General features: G+C 61.7%; 14 protein-coding genes and 1 tRNA gene. 9 read left to right on the top strand and 6 right to left on the bottom strand.

Annotated features, from left to right (window positions below; genetic code table 11):
* Positions 1–17: 17 nt before the first annotated feature.
* From PTE30175_RS19840 to PTE30175_RS19860, 5 genes are all read left to right on the top strand, one after another.
* Positions 18–1019, top strand: coding sequence for an ABC transporter substrate-binding protein (locus PTE30175_RS19840; RefSeq protein WP_150698794.1), 1002 nt, complete (start codon positions 18–20; stop codon positions 1017–1019).
* A gap of 51 nt (positions 1020–1070) precedes the next feature.
* On the top strand, positions 1071–1613 hold the full coding sequence (locus PTE30175_RS19845; protein ID WP_150698795.1) for a VOC family protein: 543 nt from the start codon (positions 1071–1073) through the stop codon (positions 1611–1613).
* A 24-nt stretch (positions 1614–1637) separates the two neighbouring features.
* On the top strand, positions 1638–2381 hold the full coding sequence (locus PTE30175_RS19850; RefSeq protein ID WP_150698796.1) for an ABC transporter permease: 744 nt from the start codon (positions 1638–1640) through the stop codon (positions 2379–2381).
* Between the two features lie 47 nt (positions 2382–2428).
* On the top strand, positions 2429–3229 hold the full coding sequence (locus PTE30175_RS19855) for an ABC transporter ATP-binding protein (RefSeq protein WP_224788882.1): 801 nt from the start codon (positions 2429–2431) through the stop codon (positions 3227–3229).
* A 112-nt stretch (positions 3230–3341) separates the two neighbouring features.
* The gene (locus tag PTE30175_RS19860) at positions 3342–3998 is read left to right on the top strand and encodes a GntR family transcriptional regulator (protein ID WP_150698798.1); all 657 of its coding nucleotides are present in this window, start codon (positions 3342–3344) and stop codon (positions 3996–3998) included.
* 45 nt (positions 3999–4043) lie between these two features.
* Here the strand turns inward: PTE30175_RS19860 and PTE30175_RS19865 are convergent, their stop codons facing one another.
* Positions 4044–4517, bottom strand: a complete 474-nt coding sequence (locus PTE30175_RS19865; protein ID WP_150698799.1) for a WbuC family cupin fold metalloprotein — start codon at positions 4515–4517, stop codon at positions 4044–4046.
* Between the two features lie 198 nt (positions 4518–4715).
* Between PTE30175_RS19865 and PTE30175_RS19870 the strand changes: the two genes are divergently transcribed.
* A complete protein-coding gene (locus PTE30175_RS19870; RefSeq protein ID WP_150698800.1) occupies positions 4716–4976 on the top strand; it encodes a DUF4148 domain-containing protein in 261 nt (86 codons plus the stop codon).
* A gap of 147 nt (positions 4977–5123) precedes the next feature.
* Here the strand turns inward: PTE30175_RS19870 and rpsU are convergent, their stop codons facing one another.
* The gene (gene rpsU, locus PTE30175_RS19875; RefSeq protein WP_150698801.1) at positions 5124–5336 is read right to left on the bottom strand and encodes a 30S ribosomal protein S21; all 213 of its coding nucleotides are present in this window, start codon (positions 5334–5336) and stop codon (positions 5124–5126) included.
* A 590-nt stretch (positions 5337–5926) separates the two neighbouring features.
* Positions 5927–6003: transfer RNA gene (locus PTE30175_RS19880), tRNA-Pro, on the bottom strand.
* A 266-nt stretch (positions 6004–6269) separates the two neighbouring features.
* Here PTE30175_RS19880 and PTE30175_RS19885 point away from each other — a divergent pair.
* Both PTE30175_RS19885 and PTE30175_RS19890 read left to right on the top strand, forming a co-directional pair.
* The gene (locus tag PTE30175_RS19885; RefSeq protein WP_150698831.1) at positions 6270–6746 is read left to right on the top strand and encodes a SixA phosphatase family protein; all 477 of its coding nucleotides are present in this window, start codon (positions 6270–6272) and stop codon (positions 6744–6746) included.
* A gap of 143 nt (positions 6747–6889) precedes the next feature.
* The gene (locus PTE30175_RS19890) at positions 6890–7714 is read left to right on the top strand and encodes a GNAT family N-acetyltransferase (RefSeq protein ID WP_150698802.1); all 825 of its coding nucleotides are present in this window, start codon (positions 6890–6892) and stop codon (positions 7712–7714) included.
* Positions 7715–7804: 90 nt separating this feature from the next.
* Here PTE30175_RS19890 and ppx read toward each other — a convergent pair whose 3' ends face one another.
* Entirely contained in the window at positions 7805–9310 is a 1506-nt protein-coding gene (gene ppx / locus PTE30175_RS19895; RefSeq protein ID WP_420819662.1) for an exopolyphosphatase, read from the bottom strand.
* 152 nt (positions 9311–9462) lie between these two features.
* Between ppx and ppk1 the strand changes: the two genes are divergently transcribed.
* Positions 9463–11562, top strand: coding sequence for a polyphosphate kinase 1 (gene ppk1, locus PTE30175_RS19900; protein ID WP_150698804.1), 2100 nt, complete (start codon positions 9463–9465; stop codon positions 11560–11562).
* 42 nt (positions 11563–11604) lie between these two features.
* Here ppk1 and phoR read toward each other — a convergent pair whose 3' ends face one another.
* Positions 11605–12942 (bottom strand): phosphate regulon sensor histidine kinase PhoR, encoded by a 1338-nt coding sequence (gene phoR / locus PTE30175_RS19905; RefSeq protein WP_150698805.1) that lies wholly within the window; start codon positions 12940–12942, stop codon positions 11605–11607.
* A gap of 109 nt (positions 12943–13051) precedes the next feature.
* A complete protein-coding gene (phoB, locus tag PTE30175_RS19910; protein WP_150698806.1) occupies positions 13052–13756 on the bottom strand; it encodes a phosphate regulon transcriptional regulator PhoB in 705 nt (234 codons plus the stop codon).
* Positions 13757–13759 lie beyond the last annotated feature (3 nt).

Consider the following 13759-nt stretch of genomic DNA (forward strand, 5'->3'; position numbering starts at 1 on the left):
ATCCGCTGGAGGAAGACATGTTGAATACGTTGCGACGCCACGTGTTGTCGCGCATCGCACTCGTGGCTGCCGCGTTTGTCGTGCTGCCCGCTGCGCAGGCGACGGATCGTGTGCGGTTTAACCTGGCGTGGTTGCCGCAGGGCAGCACCGGCGGCGTAGTGGTAGCGTTGGCAAAGGGCTATTACAAGGCAGCCGGGCTCGATGTCACGCTCCTGCGCGGCTATGGTGGGCAGCGTACCGTCAACGAAATCGATCAGGGGCAATTCGAACTCGGTTATGGCGACCCGGTCAGTGTCATCTTGAACCGCTCGCATGGTGGCAAGACCGTCATGGTCGGCGCCATCAACACGCGCTGGCCTGGCGCGCTGTGCTACCTGTTGCGGCCTGATCTGAAAATCCATTCCATCAAGGACCTGGCAGGCATGACCCTCGGCGGGGGCGGTGCGTCGCCCGTACAGAACATCATGTCAGCGTGGCTCAAGAAAAATGGCTTGCCGCCCGACGCCATCAAAACAATCCGGTTCGACCCGGCCGTCATCAATACGGCCTTGCTCGACAAGCGTATCGACCTGGCGGAGTGCTGGGAGGGTGCGAGTTTGCCTGTGCAGCAAGCGCTGGCGCAACGGGCCGGCCGGCAACTCGGCTGGATACGGTATCGCGACTACGGTCTGGACATGATGGGCAGCGGCATTGTGACGACTGACAACATGATCGCGACAAAGCCGGACGTCGTGCGACGTTTCGTCAAAGCGACGTATCAAGGCTATGACTTCCTGCACGATCACCCGGCGGAGGCGGCAGAGGTGATCGCGGCGCAATATCCCCTGCTCGACAAAACCATCCTTCTGCAACAGATCACGCAAACCAACGGCCTGCTCAGGGACGACCCGGAACACCATAAACCGGGATGGCTGCGCCCTGAACGCATGACCGCGACTGTCGATTTCGTGTCGCGCGCTTTCAACCTGGGCAGCACGGTCAAGGCAAGCGACATCTACAGTAATCAATTCACAGAATAAAAAAGCCGCGACGGTGCGCCGGTCGGCGCATCGCGCTCAGGAGACAAGCAGATGAACACGTTGAAACCGCGCCGACTCGGCCACATGGTGCTGATGGTCCGCGATATTCAAAAGTCGGTGAAGTTCTACACGGAGGTGCTAGGCCTCAAGGTATCGGACTGGATCAGCGACCAGATGGTCTTCTTGCGAGCCGGTACCGATCACCATGACCTCGCGCTATCGCAACTCCCGAAGGACTCTCCAGACCTGGATGATCTGCCGCGTTACTCCCGACCCGGCCTCGAACATTTCTCGTATCTGATCGACAGCGTCGAAGAAATGGAGCGCTCCGTGACCGTGTTACAGGAGCACGGCGTGGAGATCGTGCGCGGCATCGGGCGTCATGGCCCTGGCGATAATTTCTTCCTGGTCTTCAAGGATCCCGATGGCAATAACGTTGAACTCTATTGCGATATGACCCAGATCGACGAGAATTCGCAGCACACGCCAGTGGTCTGGGAACGCAATATCGAATCGTTCGACCAATACCGCTTCGAGCGCTTCGTCGTACCGCCGCCGGCGCATGTCGTCGCCACCAAAAGCGGACAGAAATAACGTGCGCGTCAACGGGAGAATGCCATGAAGCATTGGATCGAAACCATCGTTTTCTGGATCGGACTCGCGCTCGTTTGGGAGTTCGGCGTGCGCTGGTCCGGCACACGGGAATATTTGTTGCCGCCGCTGTCCCATGTGCTGAGCGCCGCCTACGAAACACGCGCCCAGCTATTGAGCGATACGCTGACCACGGCCTGGGAAGTCGTGACCGGCTTCATTCTGGCCGTCGGCAGCGGACTGGCCTTGGGACTGCTCGTCAGTTTCTCGAAGGCGGCGCGACGTCTCTTGTATCCGCTCGTGATGGCACTGCAAAGCATGCCGAAGATTGCCTTGGCGCCGCTGATGATCGTCTGGTTCGGCTACGGATTCGCATCGAAACTCGCGGCGGCGGTCCTGTTCGCATTCTTTCCGATCGTGGTCGCGACGATGGGTGGCATCGCCGGGGTATCCCGCAATCTGGACGAGCATTTCCGCGCCCTCGGCGCTTCGCGCTGGGACACGTTCTGGCAATTGCAACTGCCAGCCGCATTGCCCTCGTTCATTGACGGTCTGAAGATTGCCATTCCGCTAGCCGTCATTGGCGCCATCGTCGGCGAGTTCATCGGCGCGGAGGCCGGCCTGGGACATCTGATCGTTTTTGCAACGTCGAACGCGCAAACGTCGCTATCGTTCGCCGCCATCATCGCGGTGACGCTGCTGGCGATGATGTTCTATTGGCTCGTAGACCTTTTGTCGCGTGGTGTCTGGTGGAGAGGAGTGACGGCCTGATGATTCGTTCAAGTCAATTGCGTTCGGCCCAATCCATCACTCCCATCATGACAAACGCCGACAAATCAGCGAGCAACGACAGCAGCCCGGTGGGGATGGTTCACGTGGGTGGCGTCGGCAAACGTTTCGATGGAAGGCAGCAAGTCCAGGTTCTGGACAATGTCTCGCTTGACATCCGAGAAAGCGAATTCGTGTCGATCCTGGGGCCGAGCGGTTGCGGCAAGAGCACATTGTTGCGCATGGTCGCGGGGTTGGTGTCTTACGACAATGGCCAGATTCAGGTCAACGGCGGCCAGCCGATCAGCGCCCCCATACCCGACATCGGGGTCGTCTTCCAGACCAGCAACATGCTGCCGTGGCTGACGGTACAGGCCAACATCCGGCTTGGCGCCAAACTCCGCAAGATGCCGCGCGCACAGATCGACGCGCGCCTGCCAGCGCTGCTGGAAATGCTCGGCCTGGAGCAATTCGCCAGCCACTACCCGCATGAACTGTCGGGGGGGATGCGTCAGCGCGCCGCGCTCGGCCAGATTTTGCTGCTGAACCCCAAAGTGCTGCTCATGGACGAGCCATTTGGCGCGCTCGACGCACTGACGCGCGACCGGCTCAATGTGGAATTATTACGCATTTGGCAGCACAACATGCTGACGGTCCTGCTCGTCACGCACAGCATTCAGGAGGCGGTTTTCCTGTCCGATCGTGTGCTCGTGATGTCGCCCCGACCGGGGCGCGTGATTCACGAAGTGCAGATCGATCTGCCTCGGCCACGTGATCCGGAGGCGATCAAAGCGGATCCCCGCTACGGTGAGTATGTGTCCGAATTGTCGCGAATGATGGGGGTGTTCTGAACACTGCGCATGCCCGGATACACCAGGACGGGCTGCGTTACAATCGCCGCAAGCGCCGCTGAGGGACGGCGCGACGTGCGCGTTCCATTACTACATGAATCTCGTATCATCTATGCCGACTATTGCAGCACGCATTTATAAAAGCCTGGCCGACCAGATCATCGACGGCACGCTACAGCCCGGCGAAAAGCTGGACGAGCGGGTAGTCGCCGAGCGCTTCGAGGTTTCGCGCACCCCGATCCGGGAGGCGCTGCGTGAACTGGGTGCGCGCGGTCTGGTCGAGGTGGTTCCGCGCCGCGGCGTGGTGGTCGCAAAAATCGGCGCCGAACGCCTTTCGGTTCTGCTGGAGGCCGATTGCGAACTCGAGGCGCTATGCGCACGCCGCGCCGCCGAGTGCATGACCGCAATGGAAAAGAAGGAGCTCGAATTCCTTCACGAACAAAGCGCCAACCTGGTCGCCGCTGACGACATCGATGGCTATCTGGAAGTGAACCGTCAATTCCACTCACTGATTTGTGCGGGCGCACACAACGATGTGATAGCCACGATGGTCGCCGACCTGCGCGAACGGCTCGCGCCATTCAGGCAGGCCCAATCACAGATCGAAGACCGGTTCGCCGTGTCGCATGCCGAGCATCAGGCAGTTGTCGCCGCAATCCTCGCCAGTGATTCCGAAGCCGCCTATAACGCCATGCGCAGCCATAACGCGCGACTGTCAACGACCGTCCTCCGGCTCATCAAGAATCGCGATTCAGCATCCAGGAACTAGGCGGTCTGGGGCAATTGTCGCAAAAATTACCCGCTCGCCCGGGCATCATGCCTGCCAGCGGTCTCCGACTTGCGCCGTCAATGCCCACGCCATGAGCGCGGCGGCTTCCGGCGTGTCGGCTGCCGGCGACCAATCGGCGTAGTCAGCTTCGACGAACGGGCGGTATGGACCGTGCTTGACTTCGAAGATCACGGCACCCGGATCGAGCGACACGACCATGTGATGCACGTTTTGCGGCGATTCAAGCACCGGCGCGTCCTCACCGAGAACGGCACGTTGCGACACGACGCCATCGGCATCGAAAGTCAGTACGACGAAGCGCCCGCGCAACGTGGAGAGCAGTTCCCACGTATGACGGTGCCAGTGCGGACGGATATAGGTCGCCGGCTCCATCGCAATGGCCAGGCGCTGAATCGGTTCGTCGAGCGCTTCGTGGAGATTCTGGTTCATGCGCAGGCGCGGCGAGGTCTCTGCCTGCTGGGTCAGTGCGTCAAGTTGGGCGTACGTCAGCGTTTTCACGTGGGAATGAATTTGAATTCTGGGAGACGCGTAGTGTAGCAAACCGGCCGGCGCCCATCACGCGCCCGATGGCGACCTTGCACATTTGCGCCGAATCCGGTGTCACGCCGCCGAAATCCGGCCGGGAAATGGCGTGCATATAATGAATCAACGGGCCGGGAACCGACCGTGGCGAAATGCGCCACGAAGGAGTGGATCATGCAACACGTTCTGAAGAATACACTTTGTGCCCTCGGATTTGCCCTCGCCGCGCTGCCTGCGCTGGCACAATCGTCCGCCACGACCCAACCGTCGCCGGGCGGGAAAACCCGTGCAGCCGTGCGCGCCGAGCTGCAGGCCGCCATCGAACTCGGCCTCGCCCCAATCACTGAATTCAACTACCCGTATACGCCCGGCCAGGCGCAACAACTGGCCGCCCGCGCCGAACAGATCAAGTCGCAGCAAGGTATTACCCATTGACCGGATGGCGAGGCCTGGGCCCGGCGCTCACGCCCCGCCGCCAAGCCATATCCGGTCACCGCTTGTTCCCGCCCGCCAAAAGAAAAACCCGCCATTTGGCGGGTTTTTCTTCAGCAAGCTACGCACCCGTTGGTGCGCACGTCGTGCTTAATACATCTTCTTCTTCAGCGTCATGCTGCGCAGGCGCTTGCGCAGACGCGATACGGCGGCCGCCTTCTTGCGCTTGCGCTCAGCCGTCGGCTTTTCGTAAGCGCCACGTGCCTTGATTTCCTTGATCAGGCCCGTGCCGTCGATAGCGCGGCGGAAACGACGCAGTGCAACTTCAACGGGTTCACCGTCTTTGATAACGATCTTGGTCATGCAATATCCAAAATATTTGCGGGTACGAAACCCGGAATTATAAATACCGCCCGCGCATGCGAAACCGGATCTCCGTAACGGGTCTCCCGGCATGACACGCAACTGCGCTGAAACGGACTTCACAACACCATGACTGGCGGGACCGCGACTCACCTCCTCTGCGAACTCCCGATTGGCATTCGACCGGCCGGCTCATTCCATAAGCCGCCGCCCGCACCTTCCAGCCTGGCTGACAAGATTGATCAATGTGACGACACCGCGCATTTGCGGCAGTTCGCCCCATACCAAGACATTCCCCAAGGAATTCCCCGGGATGTGCCACATACCCCGGCACGGGCGACATTGTACACGAATTTGGCATCCCCCACGAGAATGACGCCGGCCCCCGGAAAATCCGCTCGCCATCGTGACGACAGCCCACTGTGCCCGTTCGCTTGCCCCGCTTGCCCCGCTTGCCCCGCTTGCCCTTGACCGGCCAAATGAAAAAACGCCCCTGAGTGAACTGACCCCGTAAAGTTGGACATCAATCCAACCTTTGGGGTGCAGTTCAGAGGGGGCGTTTTACAAGCAATGGAGTTTATTGCAAATACTGGTCGGAGCGATAGGATTCGAACCTACGACCCTCTGATCCCAAATCAGATGCGCTACCAGGCTGCGCTACGCTCCGACGAAGGGGGCTATTCTAGTGGGTGACGGTGTCTGCGTCAACGGATAGCGGTGATGTGCGGTCATATTATTGTCGGGACCGCTTCGGAGGCGGTCACGCAGGCCGGGCGAGGCATCGAGTCCGCCACTTTGGGCAAACTCCTCTTTTTGGCATGAATTCGCCGTCATATGCGTTGCTTCGATGTAAGTTCCGTCCTTTCGCGCGTTTCATCCTCCCGCCATGAAACGCCGGCATAGTGGAGACCGCCCATGTCCGAACGAGATCCGATGAACCTGATTTTGTGGCGTCACGCCGACGCCGAAAACCTTCCCTCCACGCTCGCAATGAATGCGCAAGCCGACCTGCAGCGCGAATTGACCGAGCGCGGCCACAAACAGGCCGCAGACGTTGCGGAGTGGCTGCGCCGCCGCCTGCCCAAGGATGCCCTCATCCTCTCCAGCCCGGCCCGCCGCGCCATACAGACCGCCGAAGCCCTGACCGACAGCCCGCGCATCGTCCGTGATCTCGCGCCCGGCGCCACCGCCATGACGCTGCTCGGCACCATCGACTGGCCGAACAATAACCAGACCATCGTCATCGTCGGCCACCAGCCCGCCCTCGGCCAGCTCGCCAGCTTGCTGATGTCAGGCCAGGAAGCCTATTGGACCCTCAAGAAAGGCGGCCTGTGGTGGCTCGCCTCCCGGCGCCGTGAAGACGAAAGCCAAGTGGTCCTGCGCGCCGTCATCAACCCGGATCTTGTCTAGCCCAACCGTCGCTCAGCCCCGCCCACAGGGGCTGAACCGTGACCAAACGCGTTTTGTCATAGAATTGTCACTTCCTGTTCACGGAATCGACATTGATGCTTTTTAAAGTACGTCGCAATGCGACTGTCAAAAAAAGGGCTTGTATGCGCGAATTGCCGACCCCCACAATGCCGCTGTCCACTCTCACCCCTACGTCCCGGAGGCGGCTTCTACGCCCTGAAGACACTCTCAAGCCGAATCTGGCCGTGGCGTGGGCGCGCAACGAAAACGAACTTCGCGAAGCACAGCGCCTGAGATTCGAAGTCTTCGCCGAGGAAATGGGGGCAACGCTCAAGGGCCCCGCCGGTCTGGACGTCGATGAATTCGACGAGTACTGCGACCACTTGCTCGTGCGCGATCAAGACACGCTCAAGGTCGTCGGCACCTACCGCGTCCTGCCGCCGGAACAGGCCAAGCGCCTCGGGCGGCTTTACTCGGAAAGCGAATTCGACCTGTCGCGCCTCGAGCATCTGCGGCCGAAAATGCTCGAAACGGGCCGCTCGTGCGTGCACCCGAGCTATCGTGGCGGCGCAGTGATCATGGCCCTGTGGAGCGGCCTGGCCGACTACATGCTGCGCCACGGCCTGGAAACGATGCTTGGCTGCGCCAGCGTGCCGATGGCCGACGGTGGCCACTACGCAGCCAGCCTTTACCGCAAGCTGCAGGCGAGCGCGATGGCACCGTCCGAATACCACGCGGTGCCGCGTATCGCGCTGCCCGTCGACGAACTGAACGCGACGCTGGAAGTCGAGCCGCCCGCGCTCGTGAAGGGTTATCTGCGACTGGGCGCCCGTATCTGCGGCGCACCGGCTTGGGACCCCGACTTCAATACGGCGGACTTCCTCACGTTCTTCCGACTGTCCGACATCAATCCGCGCTACGCTCGCCACTTCCTCGGCGCGGCGATCGCCGAACGCCTTGGCGGATGACCCGCTTCGCATCGGATGCGCAAACGCCCGGCAATGCCGGGCGTTTTTCATGGTGACGTGCCTGCCGAACAGACGTCCGTCAGCAGGGGCTCACGCGTAGACCACCTTGTAACGCATCCCGATCTTCTCCCATTCGGCCGCCTCGCGTTGCAAACTGTACTCGGTCAACGGATTCGCTTCGACCCACGCGCGTTCGACCTGCACCTGGAACCCATCGTCGAGGGCGCTGATTTCGATGTCTGCCGGCAACGCGTCGGTGCGGCGGCGGCAAAACAGCACGGCCAGACGCAGGCAGAACAGCAGGTGCCAGCCGACTTTGCGCGGTTGCGCCGCCAGCTTGCCCAGCTTGCCGACGTGCCCGAGCAGCAGCTCTGCCAGGCGCGCCTGATCGGGACGCGAGAAGCCAGGCATGTCGGCATTGCTGCCGATATATGCCGAATGCTTGTGATAGGCGCTATGTGAAATCGACAACCCCATCTCGTGCAGCGACGACGCCCAGCTCAACAAGGCCTCGTCCTCTTCCCGCTGGTCTTCGTCCTCCGCCGCGATTTGCCCGCACAAACCGATCGCGAGGTTCCCGACGCGCTCCGCCTGGGCGCGATCGACACCGTAGCGCCGCATGAACTGCTCGACCGTCACCGCCCGCATATCCTGATGGTGGGAGCGGCCGAGCAGGTCGTAGAGGACGCCGAGCCGCAATGCGGCGTCGGTTGTCTCCATCGACTCGATTTCCAGTTCGTTGAAGACGGCCAGCATGATCGATAAACCGCCCGGCAACACCGGGATACGATCCTGCTTGAGTCCGGCAAGCTTCGCGCGGTTGGCGTTCTCCGCCTTGATGAGTGCGCGCTTCAATCGCTCGAGGCCGTTGCGGGTCAATCCATGGCCGCCGCCGTCATTGAAGCCGTTCGCCTCGATCAATTCGGCCAGCGCACGCGCCGTGCCGGACGATCCGATTGCCTGCGACCACCCGGCATCGCGATACGGGCCGGCAATGATCTGAATTTCCCGCCGTGCAGCCAGTTCGGCCTGTTTCATGGCGTATTCGTCGACGTTGCCGCTCGGAAAGAACTGCCGGCTGTGGCTCACGCAGCCGATATAGAGACTCTCCATGATCTGCGGGTCGTAATCCTGTCCGATAATGAACTCGGTCGAGCCGCCCCCGATGTCGACCACCAGACGATTCCCTGCACAGGTCGGCACCGAATGCGCAGCCCCCGCGTAGATCAGGCGCGCCTCTTCCCGCCCGGCGATCACCTCGATCGGAAACCCGAGCGCGCGTTCGGCTTCGACGAGAAAATCGCTGGCATTCTTGGCGACACGCAGGGTGTTCGTGGCGACGGCCCGGACATGATCGGGATGAAAGTCACGCAGACGCTCTCCGAAACGTTTGAGCACGTCCCAGCCGCGCTGTTGCGACGGGTGATCGAGGTATTTGTCGGTATTGAGGCCGGCAGCCAAACGGACTGGCTCGCGCAAGGCGTCGACCTGATAGATCTGGCTGCCGGCAGGCGTTTCTTCGACGCGGCCGATGATCAGGCGAAAACTATTGGAGCCGAGATCGACGGCCGCAAGCAAGGGCGATGGCATACTCATGGGCGGGCGCATGCAAAAGACCCGTCGCCGCTCGCACTGCCGGACGACATCCAACAGCGGCGCGTGCTCGACAGGGAAATGACGAATACGTTACAAAGCGAATATGACATGAAGGTGACAATTGTGAATGTCACAAGAATGTAACAGAGCAGATGAAGAATTCACGCCAAGCCAATGTTTACCGTTCTTTCAATATGAATTATCCGCTGCTCAACCGCGAGCTTGGCATCCTTGCGTTCAATGAACGCGTCCTGGCACAAGCAACCGACGCAGCCACGCCCCTCCTCGAACGCCTGCGGTTCGTCTGCATCGTCAGCAGCAATCTCGACGAATTCTTCGAAATCCGCGTTGCCGGCCTGAAGGAGCAGATGCGGGAAAACCCCGGCATGTTGACGCCGGACGGCATGACATTCCAGCAAGTCTACACGCAAGTTTCGGCACGGGCACAGGGGCTTGTCGAGAAACAGTACGCCCTGCTCGACGCGCTGTTGCCGTTGCTGGAAAAAGAAGGCATTGCGTTCCATCCGTCAGGCCAGTGGAACGACGCCCAGGTGGCGTGGGCGCGCGACTACTTCCTGCGCGAACTGGTGCCGGTACTGACGCCGATCGGGCTCGACCCGGCGCATCCGTTCCCGCGCGTGCTGAACAAGAGCTTGAATTTTGCCGTGGAACTGGAAGGCAAGGACGCCTTCGGCCGCGAAGCGGACATGGCGATCGTGCAGGCGCCGCGCGCGTTGCCGCGGCTTGTGCGCATGCCCCCGGAAATCGCGCCGTACGCGAACTCGTTCGTGTTGCTCAGCTCGTTCATGCTGCGCTTTGCAAGCGAACTGTTTCCGGGACTCACCGCCAAGGGTTGCCACCAGTTCCGCGTAACCCGTAACAGCGATCTGTTCGTCGACGAAGACGAAATCACCAATCTGCGCACCGCGCTGCAAGGCGAATTGCCTGCACGCCATCTCGGCGATGCGGTGCGCCTCGAAGTCGATGCCGGTGCGCCCGGCCGGCTGGTGCGCCGCCTGCAGGTCGAATGCGGGCTGAGTGACGTGGACTGCTACCGCGTCAAGGGCCCCGTCAATCTGGTCCGCTTGATGTCGTTGCCGGAAATGGTGGACCGCGCCGACCTCAAGTTTGCACCGTTCGTCCCGGCGCAGCCCAAACGGCTCGCGTCGTCGCACGTGATCTTCGATGTGATCGATCAGGGCGATCTGCTGCTGCATCACCCGTACGACAGCTTCCAGCCGGTCCTCGAACTGTTGCTGCAGGCAGCGCGCGACCCCGACGTCCTCGCCATCAAGCAGACCATCTACCGTACCGGCATCGAGTCGGCGCTGATGGACGCGCTGATGGAAGCGGCACGCAACGGCAAGGAGGTGACCGTCGTCGTGGAGCTTCTCGCCCGCTTCGACGAGGAGACGAATATCAACTGGGCCGCGCAGCTCGAAGCCGTGGGCGCCCATGTCGTCTACGGCGTGGTGGGCCACAAGTGCCACGCGAAGATGCTCCTCGTGGTGCGCCGCAACCGTTCCGGCAAGAAGACCCAGCTCAAGCGCTACGTCCACCTCGGTACCGGCAACTATCATCCGCGCACGGCGCGGATTTACACCGATTTCGGGCTGATAACGGCCGACGAGAAGCTCTGTCATGACGTCCATCTGGTGTTCCAGCAACTGACGGGGATCGGCGGGCAAACGCCGCTGCAGGGTCTGTGGCAGTCGCCGTTCACGATGCACACGAATCTGCTCGAAGCCATTCGCCGGGAGACGGAAGCGGCCCAAGCCGGCCAAAAGGCGCGCGTTATCGCGAAGATGAATGCGCTGCTCGAACCGTCGATCATCGCCGAGCTTTACAAGGCCTCGCGCGCCGGCGTGAAGATCGATCTGATCGTGCGCGGCGTGTGCTCGCTGCGTGCGGGCGTGCGCGGGTTGTCCGAGAACATTACTGTACGCTCGCTGGTCGGCCGCTTTCTCGAACACCACCGCATCTACTACTTCTATGCGGGCGGCAACGAACGCGTGATGCTGTCGAGCGCCGACTGGATGGAACGGAACTTCTTCCGGCGCGTGGAGGTGGCGTTTCCGGTAAACGACAGCAAGCTCAAGGCACGTGTGGTTCGCGAGGGCCTGATGGTGCACCTGCGCGACAATCAGTTGGCCTGGCTGATGCAACCCGACGGCACCTACGCCCGGCGGCGTCCCGGCAAGACGCCGTTCAACAGCCAGATCGCACTGTTGAGCGAGGCGACCCGGAATTGAGTCTTTTGAACCTGAGTCTTTTGACCCGGCGGCCGGCGCACCCTATCCGTTGGCTGCCAGGCCCGCCGGGGCCTTGATCTCGCCATGCATGACGCGCGTGGACGGGAAGCGGATCGTGAACGTACTGCCCTTGCCCTCCTCGCTTTTGATCTGCAATTGGGCCTGGTGGCGTGTCAGAACATGCTTGACAATCGCCAGTCCCAGTCCGGTGCCGCCGGTATCGCGCGACCGGCTGCGGTCGATGCGATAGAAGCGTTCCGTCAGGCGCGGGATATGTTCCGGCGGAATCCCCAGTCCCGAATCGATCACTGAGAAGCGGGCGCCGCCACCGGCGTCGGGCGCCCATTCGATACGGATCGTGCCGCCGGCCGGCGTGTAGCGCACGGCATTGCTGACCAGATTCGAAAACGCGCTGTGCAGCTCGCTCTCGGCGCCGCGCAGGTCGAGTCCGCCCACGGCGTCGACTTCGACGACATGTTTGCCCTGCGACAGTCCCTGCGCATCGTCCCTGAGCGAGCGGATCTGCTGGCCCATGTCGAGCCGTTCGTCGCCTGCCGGCTTGGCGTTGCCTTCAAGCTTCGCCAGGGTCAACAGATCATTGACGATGTTCTGCATGCGCGAGGCCTGCTGGCGCATGATTTCGACGTAACGCTGAATGTCTTCGGCCGACAGCGGCAGTTCGCCCACCGTCTCGAGAAAGCCGCTCAATACCGTGAGCGGTGTCTTCAGTTCGTGTGAGACATTGGCAACGAAATCACGCCGCATGGCATCCGTGCGTTCGATATCAGTCACGTCGAGCGAGATGACGAGCTTACGGTTATCGCCATACGGGAATGCCTGCACGGACAGGACATTCTGCCGGCGATCGCCCATGTGATACATGATGAGCGCCTCGTCGTAGCGCTCGGCCGCGAGGTAGTGAACGAAGGTCGGTTGGCGCAGCAGATGCGTGATCTGTTGCCGGAGGTCGCGCTTGGCGTCGATGCCGAAGTGATGCTCGGCGATGGCGTTGCACCACTCGATCTGGTTCTGCTCATCGAGCATGATGACGCCGTTCGGCGAGGCCTGAATGGCCTGGATGAAGCGCGCGTGCTGCTGCTCGACCTGCTTGACCTGACTGTGCCAGCGCTTGGCGAGCTTGTGCAGCCGGTAGTAGATTTCCCCCCACAGGCCGAGTGCGCTCGGGACCTCGCCATAGACGGGCGCGTCGAGCAGCCGCCACAGGCGTTGGGCGTGGTGGACATTGAAAAACGCTTGGATCACCAGCAGCACGATCGCCGTGATGAAGCCTGCGCGTACGCCGAGCAGCCAGCCCACGGCTGCCGCGATGGCCGCTTGCAGGAGGAGGATGGCCAGCGCACGCGCCCAGATGATGTTCATATGCAATGCACAGTAAGATGTCCTGCCACCTCTGCGTGGGCGGCTGCCGGACGCGCCGCCCGATGCGGGAACGGCGCGCGGCGGCCGGGGCGCCGGTGGCGCCCCGCATTCACATCGGCGACTTCGTCAGGCGATAGCCGCTGCCGCGCACGGTTTCGATCATAGCATCGAAGCCGGCCGGTTTGAGCGCCGCACGCAGGCGCTTGATATGGACGTCGACGGTGCGCTCTTCCACGAATACGTGATCGCCCCACACCTGATCGAGCAATTGCGAGCGGCTATGCACGCGCTCGGGGTGCGTCATGAAGAAGTGCAGCAGGCGGAACTCGGTCGGCCCCAGATCCAGCTTGATCTCGTTGCCTTCCTGGTGGCTCGTCACGCGATGCGTCGCCGGGTCGAGCTTGAGTCCGCTGACGCTGACCACGTCTTCCGTCAATTGCGGTGCGCGGCGGCGCAGCACCGCCTTGATACGCGCCATCAGTTCCTTGGGCGAGAACGGCTTGGTCACGTAATCGTCGGCGCCGATCTCGAGCCCCATCACCTTGTCCTGCTCCTCGCTGCGGGCGGTCAGCATGATGATCGGCACGTGCTTGGTACGCTCATTCGCGCGCAACTCGCGCGCGAACGTCACACCGGACTTGCCGGGCAACATCCAGTCGAGCAGAACCAGGTCCGGCAGGACATCGCTGATCAGCGTCAGCGCCTGTTCGGCGTTGTACGCGCGAATCGGGTAATGACCCGCGTGTTGGAGATTGACGGAAATCAGCTCCGAAATCGCGGGCTCGTCTTCGACAATCAGAATGCTGCTGGGCATCGA

Source organism: Pandoraea terrae, from assembly GCF_902459695.1.
Taxonomy (GTDB): Bacteria; Pseudomonadota; Gammaproteobacteria; order Burkholderiales; family Burkholderiaceae; genus Pandoraea; species Pandoraea terrae.

Bases quoted from the DNA above. Each gene is read 5' to 3' on its own strand.
- phoR (WP_150698805.1), bottom strand. From the start codon at position 12,942: ATGAACATCATCTGGGCGCGTGCGCTGGCCATCCTCCTCCTGCAAGCG.
- PTE30175_RS19885 (WP_150698831.1), top strand. From the start codon at position 6,270: ATGAACCTGATTTTGTGGCGTCACGCCGACGCCGAAAACCTTCCCTCC.
- PTE30175_RS19850 (WP_150698796.1), top strand. From the start codon at position 1,638: ATGAAGCATTGGATCGAAACCATCGTTTTCTGGATCGGACTCGCGCTC.
- PTE30175_RS19855 (WP_224788882.1), top strand. From the start codon at position 2,429: ATGACAAACGCCGACAAATCAGCGAGCAACGACAGCAGCCCGGTGGGG.
- phoB (WP_150698806.1), bottom strand. From the start codon at position 13,756: ATGCCCAGCAGCATTCTGATTGTCGAAGACGAGCCCGCGATTTCGGAG.
- PTE30175_RS19870 (WP_150698800.1), top strand. From the start codon at position 4,716: ATGCAACACGTTCTGAAGAATACACTTTGTGCCCTCGGATTTGCCCTC.
- PTE30175_RS19840 (WP_150698794.1), top strand. From the start codon at position 18: ATGTTGAATACGTTGCGACGCCACGTGTTGTCGCGCATCGCACTCGTG.
- PTE30175_RS19845 (WP_150698795.1), top strand. From the start codon at position 1,071: ATGAACACGTTGAAACCGCGCCGACTCGGCCACATGGTGCTGATGGTC.
- PTE30175_RS19890 (WP_150698802.1), top strand. From the start codon at position 6,890: ATGCGCGAATTGCCGACCCCCACAATGCCGCTGTCCACTCTCACCCCT.
- rpsU (WP_150698801.1), bottom strand. From the start codon at position 5,336: ATGACCAAGATCGTTATCAAAGACGGTGAACCCGTTGAAGTTGCACTG.
- ppx (WP_420819662.1), bottom strand. From the start codon at position 9,310: ATGAGTATGCCATCGCCCTTGCTTGCGGCCGTCGATCTCGGCTCCAAT.
- ppk1 (WP_150698804.1), top strand. From the start codon at position 9,463: ATGAAGAATTCACGCCAAGCCAATGTTTACCGTTCTTTCAATATGAAT.
- PTE30175_RS19860 (WP_150698798.1), top strand. From the start codon at position 3,342: ATGCCGACTATTGCAGCACGCATTTATAAAAGCCTGGCCGACCAGATC.